Below are 17,377 nucleotides of genomic sequence, written 5' to 3'. Positions count from 1 at the left end.
CTCAAAAAGTTCTTTCAGAAATTCATTTACTGACCCACGATTTTTCACTAATTTCAAAACGATTTTAAACAGCTACCTTATTATACTATGAACCGCAGAGATTTTTTAGGTGCAAGCACCGGAGGTGGAATCATGCTTAATGCTATCCAGACCGTGGCGCAACAAAACCCCTATCAAACAACACCCAATGCCGATTTAAAACTTAAAGTTCTCGCCACTAACTGGGGTTTCTCTGGTACTACCGATGCCTTTTGTGCGGCCGCAAAAAAAGAAGGTTACGATGGTATTGAGATGTGGTGGCCTAACGAAAAGAAAGACCAACAGGAATTGTTTACTGCACTTGATAAGCATCAGCTAGAAGTGGGTTTTCTATGCGGTGGTTATCAAAAAGATGCTAAAGAACACCTGGAAACTTTCAAGAAAGCGGTAAATGCCACTGTGCTGTCGAGCCATAAACCTTTGTATATCAATTGCCATAGTGGTCGAGATTATTTTACTTATGAGCAAAATAAACTTTTTATTGACCATACCACAGAGGCCAGCCAGAAAAGCGGCATCAAGATTCTGCACGAAACCCACCGTGGCCGAATGCTCTTTGCGGCACATATTGCTCATAATTTTATAGAGAAAAACCCTGCCCTGCGCCTTACGCTCGATATTTCGCATTGGTGCAATGTGCATGAGTCGCTGCTTGAAGACCAGACCGAGGCCGTACAGGCTGCGCTGGCAAGAGTAGACCATATACACTCACGAATCGGTCATCAGGAAGGGCCACAGGTAAACGACCCAAGAGCCCCCGAGTGGGAAAACGTAGTAAAAGCACACCTAGCCTGGTGGGATAAGGTGGTTGAATATAAAATAAAATCGGGCGATACGCTTACTGTACTTACAGAGTTTGGTCCGCCAAATTACCTGCCCACCCTCCCCTACACCAAGCAACCACTCGCCGACCAATGGGGTATAAATGTGTATATGATGCAAATGCTCAGGAAGCGGTATTTGAAATAAGCTTGGGGAAACTGCTATAATGCTATTTAAGACAGGGCTTATTGCTTTGTCTTTTTTTTGCGCTCAAATCTCTAAAATAAAAATATCCCGAATTAATACATTTCTTAGCTATATACGTATTTTTGCACCTTTTAACCAAAACCAATCTCGTTCAAACACATTTTATGAGACCTACAATTATCACTACCTTTTTATGCTGCGTACTAATTATAAACTCTTATGCACAAGACATTATTTTTCTGAAAACCGGAGAAGAAATTAAAGCCAAAGTAAAAGAAGTAAAAGACCAGGAAATCAGTTATCTGAAATTTGAAAATCTTGAAGGCCCTACCTACACTATTTTGAAATCGACTATTTTGATGATAAAATACGAAAATGGGCAAAAGGATATTTTCTCTAACGATAAACCTACTGCCAACGAAATATTTTTTGAAAGCAGTCCGTCGGGGAATAGTCTTTTGAGTACAAAGGGCAATAAGTACACCTATGACAAAGGAGTAGCCGACGCCGAAATATACTATACCGGACAAAACAGCGGTAAAGGTGGCACCCTGATAACCTCTCTTTTACTAAATGGCCTAATTGGCCTTATACCTGCAGTAGCTTGTAGTGCAACTACACCAAAATTACATAATTTGGGTGTACCGAATATTGAAGCGTATCAGAATAACCCCGAATATGCTAAAGGCTATAATACACAAGCAAAAAAGACAAAGTCGAAGAAAGTCTGGAAAAACTGGGCTATTGGCACTGCTATTTCAACTGTTTTTATCATAATTACTGCAAATGCCCGTTAAGAGGTATTAAAGTCAGAAAAACGGTTCAGAAGATTGACCATCGGAGACAAGGCACTCGCCTTGTCTCTTTTTATTTCAACATGTATATTTGCTTTTCAGGTAATCAAAAATTGTAACAAATGAGCCGCAATGATATTAAACGCCTTTCGAGACTGACTGCTACTCTTACCCAGTTGCAGGCCAAACGTATGCTCACAGCGGCCGAACTGGCCGAGCGGTTTGCCGTAAGTACCCGTACAATATACCGAGATATGAAGGCATTGGAGCAGGCAGGTGTGCCCATTGTTACGGAAGAAGGCAAGGGGTATTCGTTGATGGAAGATTACCGGATTCCGCCCATTATGTTTACCGAAAATCAGGCAAATGCTTTGATACTGGCCGAACAACTGGTGCTGAAAAACAGGGATTCGGCCTTTGTGAAAGATTATATTGAGGCCATTGATAAAATAAAGGCTGTGCTGCGGCACAACATAAAAGATAAGACCAATCTACTGACCGAGCGTACCCGTTTCGACCTTAATATTAATCGGGAACGTAACAGCCATGTATTATCTGATTTGCAATATGCGCTTACCAATTTTACTATTACAAAAATTAGCTATACCAATAAAGATGGCGAAACAACGCAACGCTTGATTGAGCCTTTTGCCATTGTAAGCACCCAAGAAAACAACTGGCTGCTGATAGCCTGGTGTAGGCTTCGGGAAGATTTCAGGTATTTCCGTATCGATAGAATAAAGAGTCTGGATATAATGCCCGAAAAGTTTACACCCCATAAAATGACCTTGCAGGAATTTTTTGATAAATCTTAGAAACTGTTTAAGTTAAATTTTGAAAAAGAAAAAGAATGATTTTTGCTTCAAGACGAGATTTAAAAACCGGAGTTTAGCAGAGCTAAATGAGGATTTTTAAAGCGAAGTATTGAACAAAAAGCAACTTTTTCAATTCAACAAGATTAACTTAAACAATTTCTTTATAGACACTAAAACACCTTTGACATATGGTTGTCGCAGGTCACCGCTAAGTTTGCATCATAAACAAAAACAAACAATTTTATGATTAATCAACTAGCAAACCTGAATTGGATTAGTGTTTTATTGGCCTTTATCGTCTACAACGGCATTGGGGCTTTGTGGTTTACATTGCTATTCGCCAAGGCTTATAAAATTTCGCTCGGAAAAGCCAACGAAGCCCTGCCCAACAATCCGATTTTTATTGCCGGCCCTGCTATTTGTACATTTGTAGTTACGCTTACGAGTGCTATTTTAATGTATGCGCTCAATATTCAGTCTATGGGTGGTATGGTTGAGTTTTGCTTACTTATTGGTATTGGTTTTCTGGTAGCCAATACTACAAATATTGCTATTAACCCCAATATCCCTAGGCCAATTTTGTATAGTGCTATCAGCGGCTCATACCATCTGGTGGGGATTTTATTGGCTGGGTTAATTTTGTTTTTAATGAAGTGATTTTAAGGTAAGTTCTTGAAAAATCTGTCCGTAAAAAATCAAGACAGGGCAATGCCCTGTCTTGATTTTTTCATATTTTTAATGTACATTACATTCTTCTAGCCCTAAGCCTCTCCTATTAAAATACTTATCAACGCAACATCAGAAATATCTTGCTTATAATTTTTATTTCTCTCTATCTAATTCACTACGCACAAATTATTTACTTTTAAGCTAAATCTCTGTTGGAGTACCGATTCCCATATTTCTAAAAATGCTTGTGCACCCATGAACCCTAAATCTACTTATATTGAACTACTCAGAATAGCCGCTGATTTTAGCGAAGACGAAATAAACACAATAAAAAAATGTATAGAAGTAAAAAAGTATGCAAAAGGCGAATTGCTTCTTCGTGAAGGCGAATATTCTGATACCATCATTTACATTTCTGAAGGGCTTTTGCGTGAATTCTACTACACCCCGCCTGAGGGTGCTACCGAAACCGTTTATCTGAACGATTTTGAAAGTATCTATGAAGACGATACGTATACATCGTGGATTATGGCAGAAGGCAACTTTGTTTATAACGTAAGAAGTTTTCTGGAAAACACTCCTTCGAAGTGTTATATAAAGGCAGAAGAAGACTCTGTGGTGATAACTATGCCCAAAACAGACCTTGATTTTTTGCTGGGAATTATGCCTCAAGGCCGAAAAATCTTAGGGCTTTTTTATGAGAAAGCATTGATTGAATATGAAAGACGCCTTGAGTTACTAAGAGAAAAAGACACGCTGATAAGGTATCAAAAATTCATTGAGTTATACCCACATCTTCACCAACGCATTTCGTTGAAAAAAATAGCTACTTATCTCAATATAAGCCCCAGGCATTTAAGCAGGATTCGGGCTTTGCCTATAAAAAAATAAATTGAGATATGCTTTTTAACTTTGAAGTTGTTTAGGATTATTTCTTTCGTCTAAAAATGCGTTATTTTGGCTACACCTGCATCAAATAATTTCAACCATAGCTCTGCTATGGAATTCCATTCGGGGCTTCATCATTTGATTTGGCTCGCTCAAAATACCACTATTTTTAAACTGAAATTAAAATCCTAAACGACTTCTTTCAAAAAATGGACATCTGTCTATTTTTTGAAAGATTTATATAGACAGAAGTCTATTTTATTTTTTACTGCACCCCTGTACATTTGTATCAACAAAATAGTAATGCCAAGAGCGAAGTTAAGGCTGATTTTTTACTTCTTAGCATAGTCGATTAATCCTTTTCGACAAGTCGTTTAGATTTACAAAAGTAAAAATTTCAATAAAATTATCGTTGCCATATTTTATGGCAATAAAGGATACCTATGCTTTGCCATTGGCAAAGAATAAAGCTGAGCTATGAAACAAACTGCTAACAAAAAATATAATTATTCCCTGAAACCATCATTAGTTGACTAATTGAGTATTTAGGAGCATCGTACACGAAAATAATACATTCGTATATGGCTTTAGTTTAAAAGTCCACACATCATTTTTTAGATTACCTCTAGGCCAAAAAGTCACTTAAATTAAGTATAAGGTATTTCAATCTAGCACATTGAAAGAGGCTCGCCATTGCCTTAATACTTTAATAATCAAACAATTAATAATCTTAAAATCATTTTTTCGGTTCATTCAAGATTACCTCATTACTCTTTTTGCTTAGTACTATAAACTCAAAAAATCTAATTATCATGAAAAACTTACACAATTCTTTCCGAAACCTTTTATGCGGTTTTGCTCTGGTTCTCAGTTTCTTATCAGGTATGGTTCATCAGGTAAATGCGCAAACAAGCAATCTCGTCAATTACGATTATCCGTACACTACCAATGCCTATAATACTACGCATCTGAACTCCATTTCATGGACCAACTTCCCGGAGTTTCATCTTCCGAGCAAATATCATTTGGTTTGGTTTCCGGGCTTTTCGTGGTCTGGGCTGGATTGGACAGCTCCTCTCAAAAGAGGTTTTACACATTCCCAAACATGGGTAAATGAGCTGGGCTATACGCATCAGATAGGTCTATCACCGATTGATTCGTGGCAATCGCCACGAAAAAAACGATACCTTGAAATGCAAACAGTTGCCTTTACGTTTAATTCGGGTTTTGAAGGATACACCAATCAGGCTGCACACGACGAAGCCGTTCTGCGTTATAAATATGTCATTATGGAAGGCGGTGATTTATCTTATAACCCGAACAGAAACCCACCAATTCCTTCAACGCCTCCGCTACCTTATAATTTTCAGAACCAACAAAATTTAAGAGCATGGTTTGTTGATAGTGCCGGTACCTTAATCAAAAACATGGATATGGTAGGTATTGATTTTGAGTTGGTGTATAATCTGGAACGGGCCTATTCTAATGTAGATGCAAACACAGGTTTGTTGGTGGCATCTGGCATAAACAGTTTTCTGGCATGTGTGCAAAATCCAAATTGTAATTCGAACGAATCGATACCGGGTTTTACGGCATCGGCCGAGCGAAATGGTATGCCTGTATCGTATCAATCTTTACCCTTTGCCGACTTCAAGAAGCAATGGTATAAGGCCAAGATTAAAAGTTATTATGCTGTTTTAGAGGCATTTAACCAGATTCCGGTAGTAGATAAGCCCTTAATTGGTAATTATTCAACCAACCTTGAAGAACCTGATAAATTCGGAGATACTACCTATACCTGGCAACAGGCTATAAGCGATGTAAGCTTTACCAACATGATGTACCGTGATACCACCAATTTCACACAGTTTGGGAATCATTTACTAGATGGTTACGACCATATTGGTGTAAACTCTTATACCGATGGCGGTTGGAGTGGCAGTTACAGCCAGAATTCGGGGCGTTGGCTGAAATTTATTCTTAAAGACATTGAATTTGCAAAGGCATGGGCACCCAATAAACCCGTAGTACCGTGGTATTGGATGAAAGACGATAGGTATAACTCTGACCCTACCCTGACGTGGGCACTCAAAGACCCTGCTTATTGTGAAGGCAACGCTATATTTTCGATTGTTGCTGGTGCTGATGGTTTCCATATCTGGGATATTATGGGTAACGACCATAACCAGCATCATTATGAATACATAATAAAAGGTTTGCATAGGTTGTCTCATTTTAACCATATTCTGCAAGACCCTAACGCTATTCATTTTGTACCAGCCGGACAAGATTTCTTTTCTATCTTTAAAAAAGATGCAAAAGGCATGACCGATATTCCTATCTGGCGAGGAATGGTTAGCGGAGATTCTATTCTTGTAGCAGCTATGAATCCCTATGCACCGTCGCCAACTACACAAACGCAAGTTACTGTAAGCTATAACGGGTGGAGCCAAACCATTACGCTTACTGGCAGACAGATATTTCTGGGAACAGCACGCTGGAATAGCGCAACTGTAGGCGGATGCTCGACGGTTTCGAACAACCTGAACATGGGTACATGGACTACAACAGGTGACCCACTTGTGGCTAGGTATTTTCATGGCCAATACTGGTTAACGCAGAAAATCGGCTCTAACCCAGATAGATTTATTGTGAGAGGGGCAGGTATGCTTCAACGGTCTGATGTTACGCTTGCCAACAGCAATTATGCGAATCTGACCAGTTGTTTCTCTTGGGCGAGTAGTAACAATGGCAATCTTCAAGTACCAAATTCAAGCCAGTTTCCTACGCCAAGCGGCTATACTATGCTTACCGGGCAAGATGGCACAGCTTATTATACAACAAACCCTTGTACGCTTATTTCGAACAACCTAAACATGGGCACATGGACTGCAACGGGTGATGCGCTCGTGGCAAGGTATTTTCATGGGCAATATTGGCTCACACAAAAAATTGGGTCTAGTCCTGATAAATTTATTGTGAGAGGCGCAGGTATGCTTCAACGCTCTGATGTTACGCTTGCCAACAGCAACTATGCGGGTCTGGCCAATTGTTTCTCATGGGCAAGTAGCGGCAATAGTAACCTACAAGTGCCAAACTCAAGCCAGTTTCCGACACCAAGTGGCTATACTATGCTCACCGGACAAGATGGGGTAACCTACTACACAACAGACCAATGTTCGGCCATTTCGGATAACCTGACTATGGGAACATGGACTGTAACGGGTGATGCGCTCATAGCAAGGTATTTTCATGGCCAATATTGGCTTACACAAAAAATCGGGTCGAACCCAGACAGGTTTGTGGTGCGTGGGGCAGGAATGCTTCAACGCGCTGATGTTACCCTTGCCAATAGTAACTATGCCAATCTTGTCAATTGTTTCTCATGGCCTAGTAGCAATTATGACAATTTAGAAGTACCAAACTCAACGACGTTCCCGACACCTGCGGGTTATTCGCTTCTTCATTATCAAGACGGAACACCTTATTACTCTGCCGGACAATGCGCTGCACTTTCAGACAACCTCACTATGGGAACATGGACTGTAACAGGTGAAACGCTTGTTGCTCGATATTTTCATGGTCAATACTGGCTTACACAAAGAATCTCTTCTAATCCTGATAAATTTGTGGTTCGTGGAGCAGGTATGCTTCAACGCTCTGATGTTACGCTTGCCAATAGTAACTATGCCAATCTTGTTAATTGTTTCTCGTGGCCTAGTAGTAATTATGACAATTTAGAAGTGCCAAACTCAACGGTGTTCCCGACGCCTTCGGGTTACAACCAACTTAATTGGTCAGATGGGACACCTTATTTTTCTAATGAATCGCTTCCACCGGGCAGCATTGTGAGTGGCAATTGTTATAAAATCAAATCGGTTGTTAATAATAATTACTTACAGGCGATGTCGGGCGGAGGTGTTGAAATTAATGCCGCCAATAACCAGAACGACCAGAAATGGAAACTCGAATCGGTTGGTAGTTCTTATAAAATAACAAGTATGGATGGTACCGGACGGGTAATAAAAGCCAATACTGTAACCAATAGTAGTTTTATGGTTTTGGGTACTTTTGTGTCAGGCAACAATTATTATTATTGGAATTTTGAGAACAATTCAGGCTCGTACCGAATAAGTGCGCCAAGTAACCAAAACACCTGGGACCATGAAAGTGGTGGGAATGCTAACCGTCTGCAAATTTACGGCAATCTGTCTGACCAAGTTGAAGATTACCGCCTATTTACCTTCGAAAGTACAAGTTGTCCAAGCGGCTTAAGAGTAGCCTATGAAACATCACGGACTTTTGAAGAAAAAGTAGAATTTATGAATGTAGCTCCGAATCCGACAAGCGGCGCTATAAAAGTTAAAGTAAACCTGATTGAGAACGGAGAAGTAAATGTAGGTTTAACTGACATGACTGGCCGTGAAATTAAATCTAAAACTTATTCGGGAATTAAAGGAAGTAATATTTTTGACTTTGATGCAAGCACTCACCAAACCGGAACCTATCTTTTAAGAGTGAAAGCAAATAATACGGTTGAGACAAAAAAGGTTGTGATTTATAAAGAATAGTGAGAAGTTTTTTAGTACGTTATTATTACATAAAAGACAGGGCAGGTTGTCCTGTCTTTTATGTAATATGTGGTTTCACCCATCATATTTAAACAAACAAAATGTAAACTTCTGTACCGTACCGTTAGGGGTTTTGTGGGTGGCTTTGAGGCTCTTTTCTTGTGTGAGACAACGGGCAAATACTTCGCTCAAATCGTCGGCTGAGTATTGACTGATTTCTAAACCGCTACAACTTTTCGGGCCACCTTCAGCAAATGTTCCAATCAGGAAATAAGCTTTTGAATTGAGCGACCGACAGATATTTTGGGTATAATACTCAATGTCTTCTATTTCGGTCAGGAAGTGAAAAGTGGCTCTGTCGTGCCAGAAATCGTACTTTTCGGTTGTTTTAAATTTTGCGGCATCGGCTACAATGTATTTAAGTGCTTCGCCTTTTGTACCTAACCGGGCCTTTGTTTTATTGAGTGCTTCTTCCGAAATATCGACCAATGTTATGTTCGAATAGCCTTTATCGAGCAGATAATCAACGAAACGGCTTTCGCCTGCGCCCATATCAATGATACTGGCGGTTTTAGGCAGTTTTAGCTTCTCAAAAAACTGAATTGAGGTTTCGGGTTCAGCCTGAAACCAGCTTACTTCTTCAAAATTTTTAGTTTTATAAACTTCGTCCCAGTGGGATTTAAGATTCTTGCTCATGGGTTTAATTATGTATTAGATGATGAGCGAAAACGCTATCATTTTAGATTTGTTTTATGGGTTATGATAGGCTATTTTTGTTTCGTTGGCCAACGAAAATTCCTTAAAAAATCCTATTCCGTAGAGACGACATGCTGGCGTCTCCATTGGTCTATGAAATCCCAGAATTTCATTTGAAAGATGGAATTCAATAGCTAAATTTTAATATTTTGACAAACCCTTGGAGACGCCAGCATGTCGTCTCTACGAAATAGGAATTATTTATTTTTTAATATTTTCTCTTACAATTCTTATTAAAAGTCCTCCCCTATTTCAAAACCAAATCTGCCCCCTTTTCGGCTATCATATATACAGGCGCATTGGTGTTGCCTGATACAATTGTTGGCATAATGCTGGCGTCAATTACCCTTAGCCCTTCTATGTTTTTTACTCGCAGTTGGTCGTCGACAACTGCCATTTCATCGTTTCCCATTTTGCAGGTGCCTACGGGGTGATACACGGTTTCGAGCTGCTTTTTGATGTGTAACAAAATAGCCTCGTCAGAGCTTTGGTCGGGTGGGGTAATCAACCTGTCTCGGTACACATCAAAGGCTTTGGCGTTCATTACCTCAATGGCTTTTTTGGTGGCTTTCAGCAACGTAATACTGTCTTGCTCTTCTGATAAGAAATTAGGCTGAATAAGCGGTGCATCGAGCGGATTATTACTTCTGATACCCACATAACCCCTACTTTTAGGCCGAAGCAAAGTTGGCAGAACAGTAAAACCGTCATTGAGCGGATAGGTTGTGATATCATACATATCAACCGTATAATCGTCGCCATTTTGTACCGAGGCATAGTGGAATTGGTAATTAACTCTATCGGGGCTATCGTCGGTCATGCCGAAAGCTGTGGCCTCTAAAGGCCCGATTGTCAGGATACCTTTTTTGGTGAAAAGATATTTCGCCAATGCCTTCGCCTGATTCCACTTTGATAAATGATGGTTTTGCCCGAATTGCTGGCGAGACAGTGCCGTAACACCCATAAACAGGTGGTCTTGCAGGTTTTTGCCTACGCCTGGCAATTCTACTTTGCAGGCTATGCCCGCTTTTTTGAGTTCGTCTTTATCGCCCACACCTGATAGCATGAGTATTTGTGGCGAATTGAAAGAGCCTGCCGAAAGAATCACTTCTTTGCTGGCCAGAATCTTTTCGGTATTGTTTCGGCCACGTATCACTTCTACGCCAACGGCTCGGTCGTTTTCAATCAAAACCTGTTTTACTAAAGTATTGGTATAAACCATCAGATTCGGGCGACTCATGGCTGGCTTCAAGAACGCCGTGGCGGCACTGTGTCGCTTGGCATCTTTTATTGTAAACTGCATCAACGATACACCCTCTTGCTTATCACTATTATAATCTTTGTTTTCGCTGAAGCCTTTTTCTACGCAAGCCTGCACAAATGCATCGGTAAATGGTGTTTTGTAATGCTTGGCAAACGTTACATTGAGCGGGCCATTCTGCCCATGAAAAATGTTATTAATCTGCTCGTTATGCTCCGATTTCTTGAAATAAGGCAGAATTTCTTCATACGACCAGCCCTCGTTACCCATATCGGCCCAATCGTTGTAATCTTCTTTATTACCCCGCACATAAGCCATTGCATTAGTTGAGCTACACCCACCCAGCGTTTTGCCACGTGGCAAATAAATGCGTCGGTTCAATACGTGGGCTTGCGGCTCGGTGTAATAGCCCCAGTCGACCTCGGTACGGTGTAGTTTGGCATAGCCTGCCGGAATATGGATTTCCATTTTCTTATCAGGCCCGCCTGCTTCAATGAGCAGCACTTTGTGGTTTGGGTTTTCAGACAAGCGATTGGCCAGCACACAGCCCGCCGAACCGGCTCCGATAATGATGTAGTCGTAGGTCATGGTGTTGAATGTTTAGGTTGAATTATGAACGTAACAAATTTTTAATGTGTACACGTAGAGACAGGGCAGTGCCCTGTCTCTACCCAATGAGGCATTTAAAAAATCTAATTCAAGCAATGGTTTATCCACAACATTCATCCCAAAATCACGGGCTTAAACGCTCAATTTTCCAGCTACCGTCAATATCCGTAAACAATATACGGTCGTGCAGGCGGCTGGGGCGGCCTTGCCAGAATTCTATTTTTTCGGGTATCAGCCTGTAACCTCCCCAATGTGGCGGGCGTGGAATAAACCCATCGCCGTATTGTGCTTCAAGCTGCTGCTGGCGGGCTTCTAATTCTTCACGGCTCACAACGCTCGATTGTTTCGAAACCCATGCCCCTATCTGGCTACCACGTGGGCGCACCTGAAAATACTCGTCTGATTCCGCTGCGCTGGTTTTTTCAATCTGTCCTTCAATGCGCACTTGTCGCTCCATCCCACCCCAGAAGAATGTCAGCGAAGCAAAAGGCACTTCGGCCATTTCTTTACCCTTATTGCTTTCATAATTCGTAAAAAAAACGAATCCGTTCTCATCAAATCCCTTTAGCAGTACAATTCGGCCATGTGGCTTACCGTTGGAGATTGTAGCCAGATGCATGGCGTTTGGCTCAAGCACTTTTGCGTCAACGGCCTCGTTAAACCATTTTTCAAATTGTTTAATGGGGTTTTCTAAAACATTTTCTTCAACTAATTCGTTGAGTAAATAATTAAGTCGAAGCGATGCTACATCTGTTTTTTTATTCATTTTTTGCAACGTTTTATGCCTTTTTTACGTATTTAAATATAGAGACTGTTCAGTTTAACGAACAAACCCGACACCTGGTAGCATGGCGCTGATGATACAATAGTCTTTTTTATTTTCCTCCGGCCGCTATATGTTGGTCTTTCTAAAATAAAAACAACTTTAGCACTCAGGCCTTTTGTTACTAACTGATGCTTATCGGGTTGGGGAATCAAGTAAATTTATTTTCAAAAACCATAGAGTAAGTGCAAATATTGCTTAATTGGGCTAAAATCAGGTGGTTTTTCCCGATAAATAATTTTTACAAATACTCTCTGTGGATTGTTAAGCAAAAGTATTAGTATATTTATTACATTTGCAAATCTTAATGAAAACATTCCACGTTACTACGAATCGTAACATTTACAAATGACGCACAAAGAACTCGATTTAGCAGAAACCGTGACTGATGCTGCCGAAGTAAAAGAATCTTCTTTAACAGATGCAGAGGCTTCGGCCAATACTCAAGACTCTAAAGAAATTATGAACGAACCGAAAGATTCCATCGACACTTCAAGTGAAGAACCTGTTGAAAACAGCACAAAAGAGGTGAACGATGATGCGCCCGTTGCTGAAAGCACAGAAGAAACTCCTGTTTCGGCTACTACTACTGATGAGCCGACAACAACAGAAGCTCCCATTGAAAACGTTGCTATTGTAACAGACCCCGCAGCAACCGACGAAACCGGTACGCCTGTGTTGGGTGCTGACGAAAGCCCAATGGAAGAAATTGTAGTAAGCACCGACCCAACGGTAATGGTAGAGGTATCGCCGAAGCCGGTTGAGGTTGAAGAAGCGAGCGCCGAGGAACTACCTCATTCGTTTGAATTAGGAGACGAAGAGGCTGCGCCTGTTAGCACTGAAGAGGTAGATTACAGCAATTTCTCTAAAAAGGATTTCGTAGACCTTGGCGAAAAACTATTGGCTTCTATCAAAGCCGAGGGTGTTAATATTTCAGACGTAAAAAATGCCGACAACGTAATGAAGGAAATCAAACCGATATTTGATGACCTGAAAGCACGTGAGAAATCGGAGGCATTGAAAAAATATATTGCAGACAACGGCAACAACGAGGGCTTTGAGTTTAAGAACGACAATTTTGTGGTTCGTTTTGAATCATTGAGCGCTCAGATACGTGATGCAAAAAATGGTTTCTTCCAGAAAATAGAACGCCAGAAAGAAGATTATTTCGAACGCAAAACAGGTTTGTTACAACGCCTGCGTGAAATAGTAGAGCAAGAAGAGCAAGGCGGTACTAAAAACAACTGGCAGGAATTTAAGAAACTACAAGAAGATTGGAAAGCGGCCGGAAACGTAAACTCTCCGCACAATACTTCGTTGTGGTCGGCCTACAACGCTTTGATTGACAGATATTTCAGTATCCGTCATATTCAGAACGAACTGAAAGACCTTGACCGCAAGAAAAACCTGACGGCCAAAACCGAGATAGTAGAGCGCATTGAAGCCATAGCCAAAACTTTGGAAGAAAGCGGCTTGAGCAACACTACGCTACGCCAGGCGAATGATTTGTTGGAAGAATACAAACACATTGGCCCGGCACAGCGTGAAGCACAAGACGAGCTTTGGAAACGCCTGAAAGCAGCCTTTGATATTATTCATAACAAACGCCGTGAGCAATCGTCGCAAGCGGGTGCTTTGCAGGAAGAAATTTATCAGGCAAAATCTCGATTGGTTGAGAACCTGAAACCATATATTGCTTTCAATACTGATAGTATAAACGAATGGAACGCCAAAACGAAAGAGATATTGGCGATACAAGACCAATGGAACGAAATAAAAGGTGCCATGCCGAAAGAAAAAGGCAAGGAAATCAGCCGTGAGTTCTGGTCGTCGTTGAAAACTTTCTTCCGTAACAAAGGTGAGTTCTTCAATAAACTGGAAGCCGAAAGAGAAAGCAACCTGAAAGCCAAAACTTCGTTGTGCGAGCAAGTAGAAGTATTGTTGGAATCGGGCGACTTCTCTCCTGCCAATACCGACAGAGTTGTAGAACTACAAAAAACCTGGAAAACGATTGGCCACGTACCTGAGAAATTCAAAGATAAAATCTACGACCGTTTCAAGAAAGCCTGCGATGCCTTCTTTAACGGCAAACGTGCCAAAGGCAACGAAGTAGAAAAAGAATACGAGGCAAACCTGGCTCAGAAAATTGCCCTTTGCGACGAGATTGAAGCCGCAGCCAAAGCAGGCGAAGCCGACCTAAGCAAATTACCGGGCTTTAAGGCACGCTACAACGAAATAGGCTTTGTACCTCGCAAAGAGATGCAAAACATTCAACGCCGCTTTGTTGATGCCATTAATGCCTATGTAAAAGCCAGCTCGGGCGTAAGTGGTACAGAGAAAGAAAAAATGTTGTTGCAAAACGAAGTTGATGTTACCTTGAAAAACGACAAAGGCAACAGCAGAGAGCTTGATAAGAAAGAAAACGATATTCGTCGTAAGATGAAGAAGTTTGAAGACGACATCAGTCTATGGCAAAACAACATCGAATTTTTTGCACGTTCTAAAAACGCCAATGCTGTTCGTGCCGAGTACGAAGAGAAAATAAAAGGCGCAGAAAAAGAATTAGCAGAGCTAAAACAGAAGTTGAAAATCATAGTAGCAGCGAATTAAAAAAAATTTTATTTCTTAACTCGTTGGCCTTCAACGAGTTAAGAAATTATTAAAAAATATTTCAAAAAAACGCTTGCGTGGTATATCAGAAAGTACTAATTTTGCATCACGAAATCAGAACAACGGGTAACACGAAGCGCTGAAATCAGAAATAAAATGCCTCCATAGCTCAGCTGATAGAGCAACTGACTTGTAATCAGTAGGTCGCTGGTTTGATCCCGGCTGGGGGCTCTTAAAATTGAAACTCCAAGACTTTGTCTTGGAGTTTTTTTTGTTTTGTATTAAAAAAATTACCGCAAAATAAAAATACTTTAGGTTTTGTTTTTATCCAGAATACTAAATTATCTTTAACAAAACTTACGGCAATATTTAACATTTGTTCAATTTGTCTCTCACTAATTACCTAGTCAATTAAAACGCCTTATGTTTATATTAAAATGAAAGATATAGAAAAGACTAAAAAGCCTAAAAAGACTGATGATTTTAACCATTATGAAAGTTTTCACATATTCTATCAATCACAATATGATAGAATAGATAAATTAGAGTCAAGAAGAGAAAATTTCTGTAACTATGTTATTACAATAAGCGCTGGTCTGTGTGTATTATGCTTAAGCGACCCTGAAAAATTAACTACTGCAAATTCTTTTATAGCATTTTTATTTATTTTGGTGATAAACGTTGTTGCAATAATTTTTATTACTAAGACTAGACCTTTTATAAAAATGCACCAGAAACGAGCAGAACGTGCGAGCTCAATAGCAGAACCAGTATTCAATATGATAAAAAAAGATGTTGAAAAAATATATAGTAATAAGGATTATTTTAGGAGAGATAGAGTTTATTCCTATTTACATGGAACAATCATATTTATAGCCATACTATTTTTCATTTTAAACTTGAAAATAAAAATCTGCTTCTGCTAGGTATATCGTATTTTACTTCGAAGAATAAATAGAAGAACTAATTTTAAGAAAAATAAATCCCTTATAATCAACATATTACACAACGTTTGTGACATTAATGTCACAAACATTTAGAATTACTACTATGAAAGATTTAACGAACTCAGAAATAGACAGACAAAATATCCTTAACAACTCTATTGCTATTGAAAATATACAAAACTATATAGGGATAAAAGGAATACTATTCGAGGGGCAATATCTTTTCACAAGTCAACAAGTAGAAACTTTTTTTGGTATTGATAAAAGGACTACTAAAAGATATCTTATAAAATATGAAGAGGAGTTAAAACGCAATGGCTATGTAAACTTTAAAGGAGGTTTACTTAAAAAATTAAAAGACGAGTTAAAAGGGGAATTAAAAACGGGCTTAAAAGCTCCTCAGTTAGGTCTTTTTAACTTTCGCTCATTCTTAAATTTAGGAATGCTTCTTACTGAAAGCGAAAAAGCGAAAGCATTACGAAGTAGAATTTTAGATATAGTAATTGATACCTTAAATCAAAAACTGGGAGGTTCGACAAAGTACATCAATCAAAGAGATGAAGATTTTCTGATTGCGACATTGCAAGAACCTTTATATCACAAAGAGTTTACACAAGCTTTGAATTTGTATCTGGAAATGGGTAATTATAAATATGCCTATTATAAAGATGCAATATACAAAGCTATTTTTAAGGAAGATGCCAATGAGTATAAAGCTATATTACAATTAGAAGAAAAGGAGAATGAAAGAGATACTATGTATTCTGACATCTTGAGGTTAATTTCTTCATTTGAAATTGGTATTGCTGATACCATGAAACAACAGTCAGATAAACTACAAAGAAAGCTAGCACCAGAAGAATTGAATATACTAATAAATGACTTTACTCAACAAAGATTCTGGATTCCTCTTTTAGAAGAAGCTCGAAGAAACATGGCTAGCAGAGATTATAGTTTGCGTGATGCGATTCACACCAAGTTAGAATCTTATATTGGTGCAATGAGCAGCACTGATTATGAAAAATTTCTGGGAGAAAAAAGCAAAAGTCTAATAGAAAGGATAGTGGATAGTCCTGAACTTTTAGACGTTTTTAAACGACTAAAAGACAGATAAAATGAGCTTCCAATACTTCGATACAGAACACGCTATTTTTACCCATGACGAAATTATCAGAACCAGTGGTGGCTCGTTTGGTATTCTGAATGCTGGTTTACTAACAAGCACACTAGAGCATGTTCAAAACGATTTTTACTATGAAACGCTAGAAGATAAACTCACCCATTTGTTTTTTTCCATCAATAAAAATCATTGCTTTGCTGATGGTAACAAAAGAGCGTCAATAGCATTATCGGCGTACTTTCTTGAGATTAATAATTGCGAGCTTATTGTGAGAAGATTCATTCAGGAAACAGAAAATATTGCAGTTGACGTAGCTGATAATAGAATCGATAAAGACTTATTGTTTGAGATAATCTATTCATTGATTTATGAAAATGATTATAGTGAAGCATTGAAGTTAAAAATTATAGCGGCTAAAAGTGGGTTATAAATAAATCTTTATGGAGACTGTAAATTAAACTGTGTCAAGGTAAAATTTAGCTAAAATGTTAATTTTACTTTAAACA

Annotated in this window: 13 protein-coding genes and 1 tRNA gene; 11 read left to right on the top strand and 3 right to left on the bottom strand. The window is 39.3% G+C overall.

Annotation, left to right across the window (positions count from 1 at the left end; all coding sequences use genetic code 11):
* Nucleotides 1–87: 87 nt before the first annotated feature.
* The 6 genes from WAE64_RS13850 (at nucleotide 88) to WAE64_RS13825 (ending at nucleotide 8,745) form a co-directional block, all read left to right on the top strand.
* Nucleotides 88–1,008, top strand: coding sequence for a sugar phosphate isomerase/epimerase family protein (locus WAE64_RS13850; protein WP_340237400.1), 921 nt, complete (start codon nucleotides 88–90; stop codon nucleotides 1,006–1,008).
* Nucleotides 1,009–1,172: 164 nt separating this feature from the next.
* The gene (locus WAE64_RS13845) at nucleotides 1,173–1,805 is read left to right on the top strand and encodes a hypothetical protein (protein ID WP_340237399.1); all 633 of its coding nucleotides are present in this window, start codon (nucleotides 1,173–1,175) and stop codon (nucleotides 1,803–1,805) included.
* A 119-nt stretch (nucleotides 1,806–1,924) separates the two neighbouring features.
* Complete coding sequence (locus tag WAE64_RS13840; RefSeq protein ID WP_340237397.1) at nucleotides 1,925–2,617, top strand: helix-turn-helix transcriptional regulator; 693 nt, start codon at nucleotides 1,925–1,927, stop codon at nucleotides 2,615–2,617.
* Nucleotides 2,618–2,860: 243 nt separating this feature from the next.
* Nucleotides 2,861–3,274, top strand: coding sequence for a DUF1761 domain-containing protein (locus WAE64_RS13835; protein ID WP_340237396.1), 414 nt, complete (start codon nucleotides 2,861–2,863; stop codon nucleotides 3,272–3,274).
* A gap of 267 nt (nucleotides 3,275–3,541) precedes the next feature.
* Nucleotides 3,542–4,177 (top strand): Crp/Fnr family transcriptional regulator, encoded by a 636-nt coding sequence (locus WAE64_RS13830; RefSeq protein ID WP_340237394.1) that lies wholly within the window; start codon nucleotides 3,542–3,544, stop codon nucleotides 4,175–4,177.
* Between the two features lie 809 nt (nucleotides 4,178–4,986).
* Nucleotides 4,987–8,745 carry a T9SS type A sorting domain-containing protein gene (locus WAE64_RS13825; RefSeq protein WP_340237392.1) on the top strand — a complete coding sequence of 1,253 codons (3,759 nt, stop codon included), beginning with the start codon at nucleotides 4,987–4,989 and terminating at the stop codon, nucleotides 8,743–8,745.
* 75 nt (nucleotides 8,746–8,820) lie between these two features.
* On the opposite strand, the gene WAE64_RS13820 is transcribed toward WAE64_RS13825, so the two are convergent.
* The 3 genes from WAE64_RS13820 to pdxH form a co-directional block, all read right to left on the bottom strand.
* Nucleotides 8,821–9,441, bottom strand: a complete 621-nt coding sequence (locus WAE64_RS13820; protein ID WP_340237391.1) for a class I SAM-dependent methyltransferase — start codon at nucleotides 9,439–9,441, stop codon at nucleotides 8,821–8,823.
* Between the two features lie 307 nt (nucleotides 9,442–9,748).
* A complete protein-coding gene (locus tag WAE64_RS13815; protein WP_340237390.1) occupies nucleotides 9,749–11,350 on the bottom strand; it encodes a GMC family oxidoreductase in 1,602 nt (533 codons plus the stop codon).
* 145 nt (nucleotides 11,351–11,495) lie between these two features.
* A complete protein-coding gene (gene pdxH, locus WAE64_RS13810; protein ID WP_340237389.1) occupies nucleotides 11,496–12,137 on the bottom strand; it encodes a pyridoxamine 5'-phosphate oxidase in 642 nt (213 codons plus the stop codon).
* A 405-nt stretch (nucleotides 12,138–12,542) separates the two neighbouring features.
* Between pdxH and WAE64_RS13805 the strand changes: the two genes are divergently transcribed.
* The 5 genes from WAE64_RS13805 (at nucleotide 12,543) to WAE64_RS13785 (ending at nucleotide 17,301) form a co-directional block, all read left to right on the top strand.
* Nucleotides 12,543–14,804 carry a DUF349 domain-containing protein gene (locus tag WAE64_RS13805; RefSeq protein ID WP_340237388.1) on the top strand — a complete coding sequence of 754 codons (2,262 nt, stop codon included), beginning with the start codon at nucleotides 12,543–12,545 and terminating at the stop codon, nucleotides 14,802–14,804.
* 158 nt (nucleotides 14,805–14,962) lie between these two features.
* Nucleotides 14,963–15,035, top strand: a tRNA-Thr gene (locus WAE64_RS13800).
* Between the two features lie 206 nt (nucleotides 15,036–15,241).
* The gene (locus WAE64_RS13795) at nucleotides 15,242–15,730 is read left to right on the top strand and encodes a hypothetical protein (RefSeq protein WP_340237387.1); all 489 of its coding nucleotides are present in this window, start codon (nucleotides 15,242–15,244) and stop codon (nucleotides 15,728–15,730) included.
* Nucleotides 15,731–15,854: 124 nt separating this feature from the next.
* Nucleotides 15,855–16,865, top strand: a complete 1,011-nt coding sequence (locus WAE64_RS13790; protein WP_340237386.1) for a DNA-binding protein — start codon at nucleotides 15,855–15,857, stop codon at nucleotides 16,863–16,865.
* 1 nt (nucleotide 16,866) lies between these two features.
* Nucleotides 16,867–17,301 carry a type II toxin-antitoxin system death-on-curing family toxin gene (locus tag WAE64_RS13785; protein ID WP_340237385.1) on the top strand — a complete coding sequence of 145 codons (435 nt, stop codon included), beginning with the start codon at nucleotides 16,867–16,869 and terminating at the stop codon, nucleotides 17,299–17,301.
* Nucleotides 17,302–17,377 lie beyond the last annotated feature (76 nt).

The sequence above is a fragment of the Emticicia soli genome (genome assembly GCF_037860775.1).
Lineage (GTDB): Bacteria > Bacteroidota > Bacteroidia > Cytophagales > Spirosomataceae > Emticicia > Emticicia soli.
Note: the sequence above shows the minus strand (reverse complement) of the source record. Positions and strands in the feature narration are given on the sequence as shown.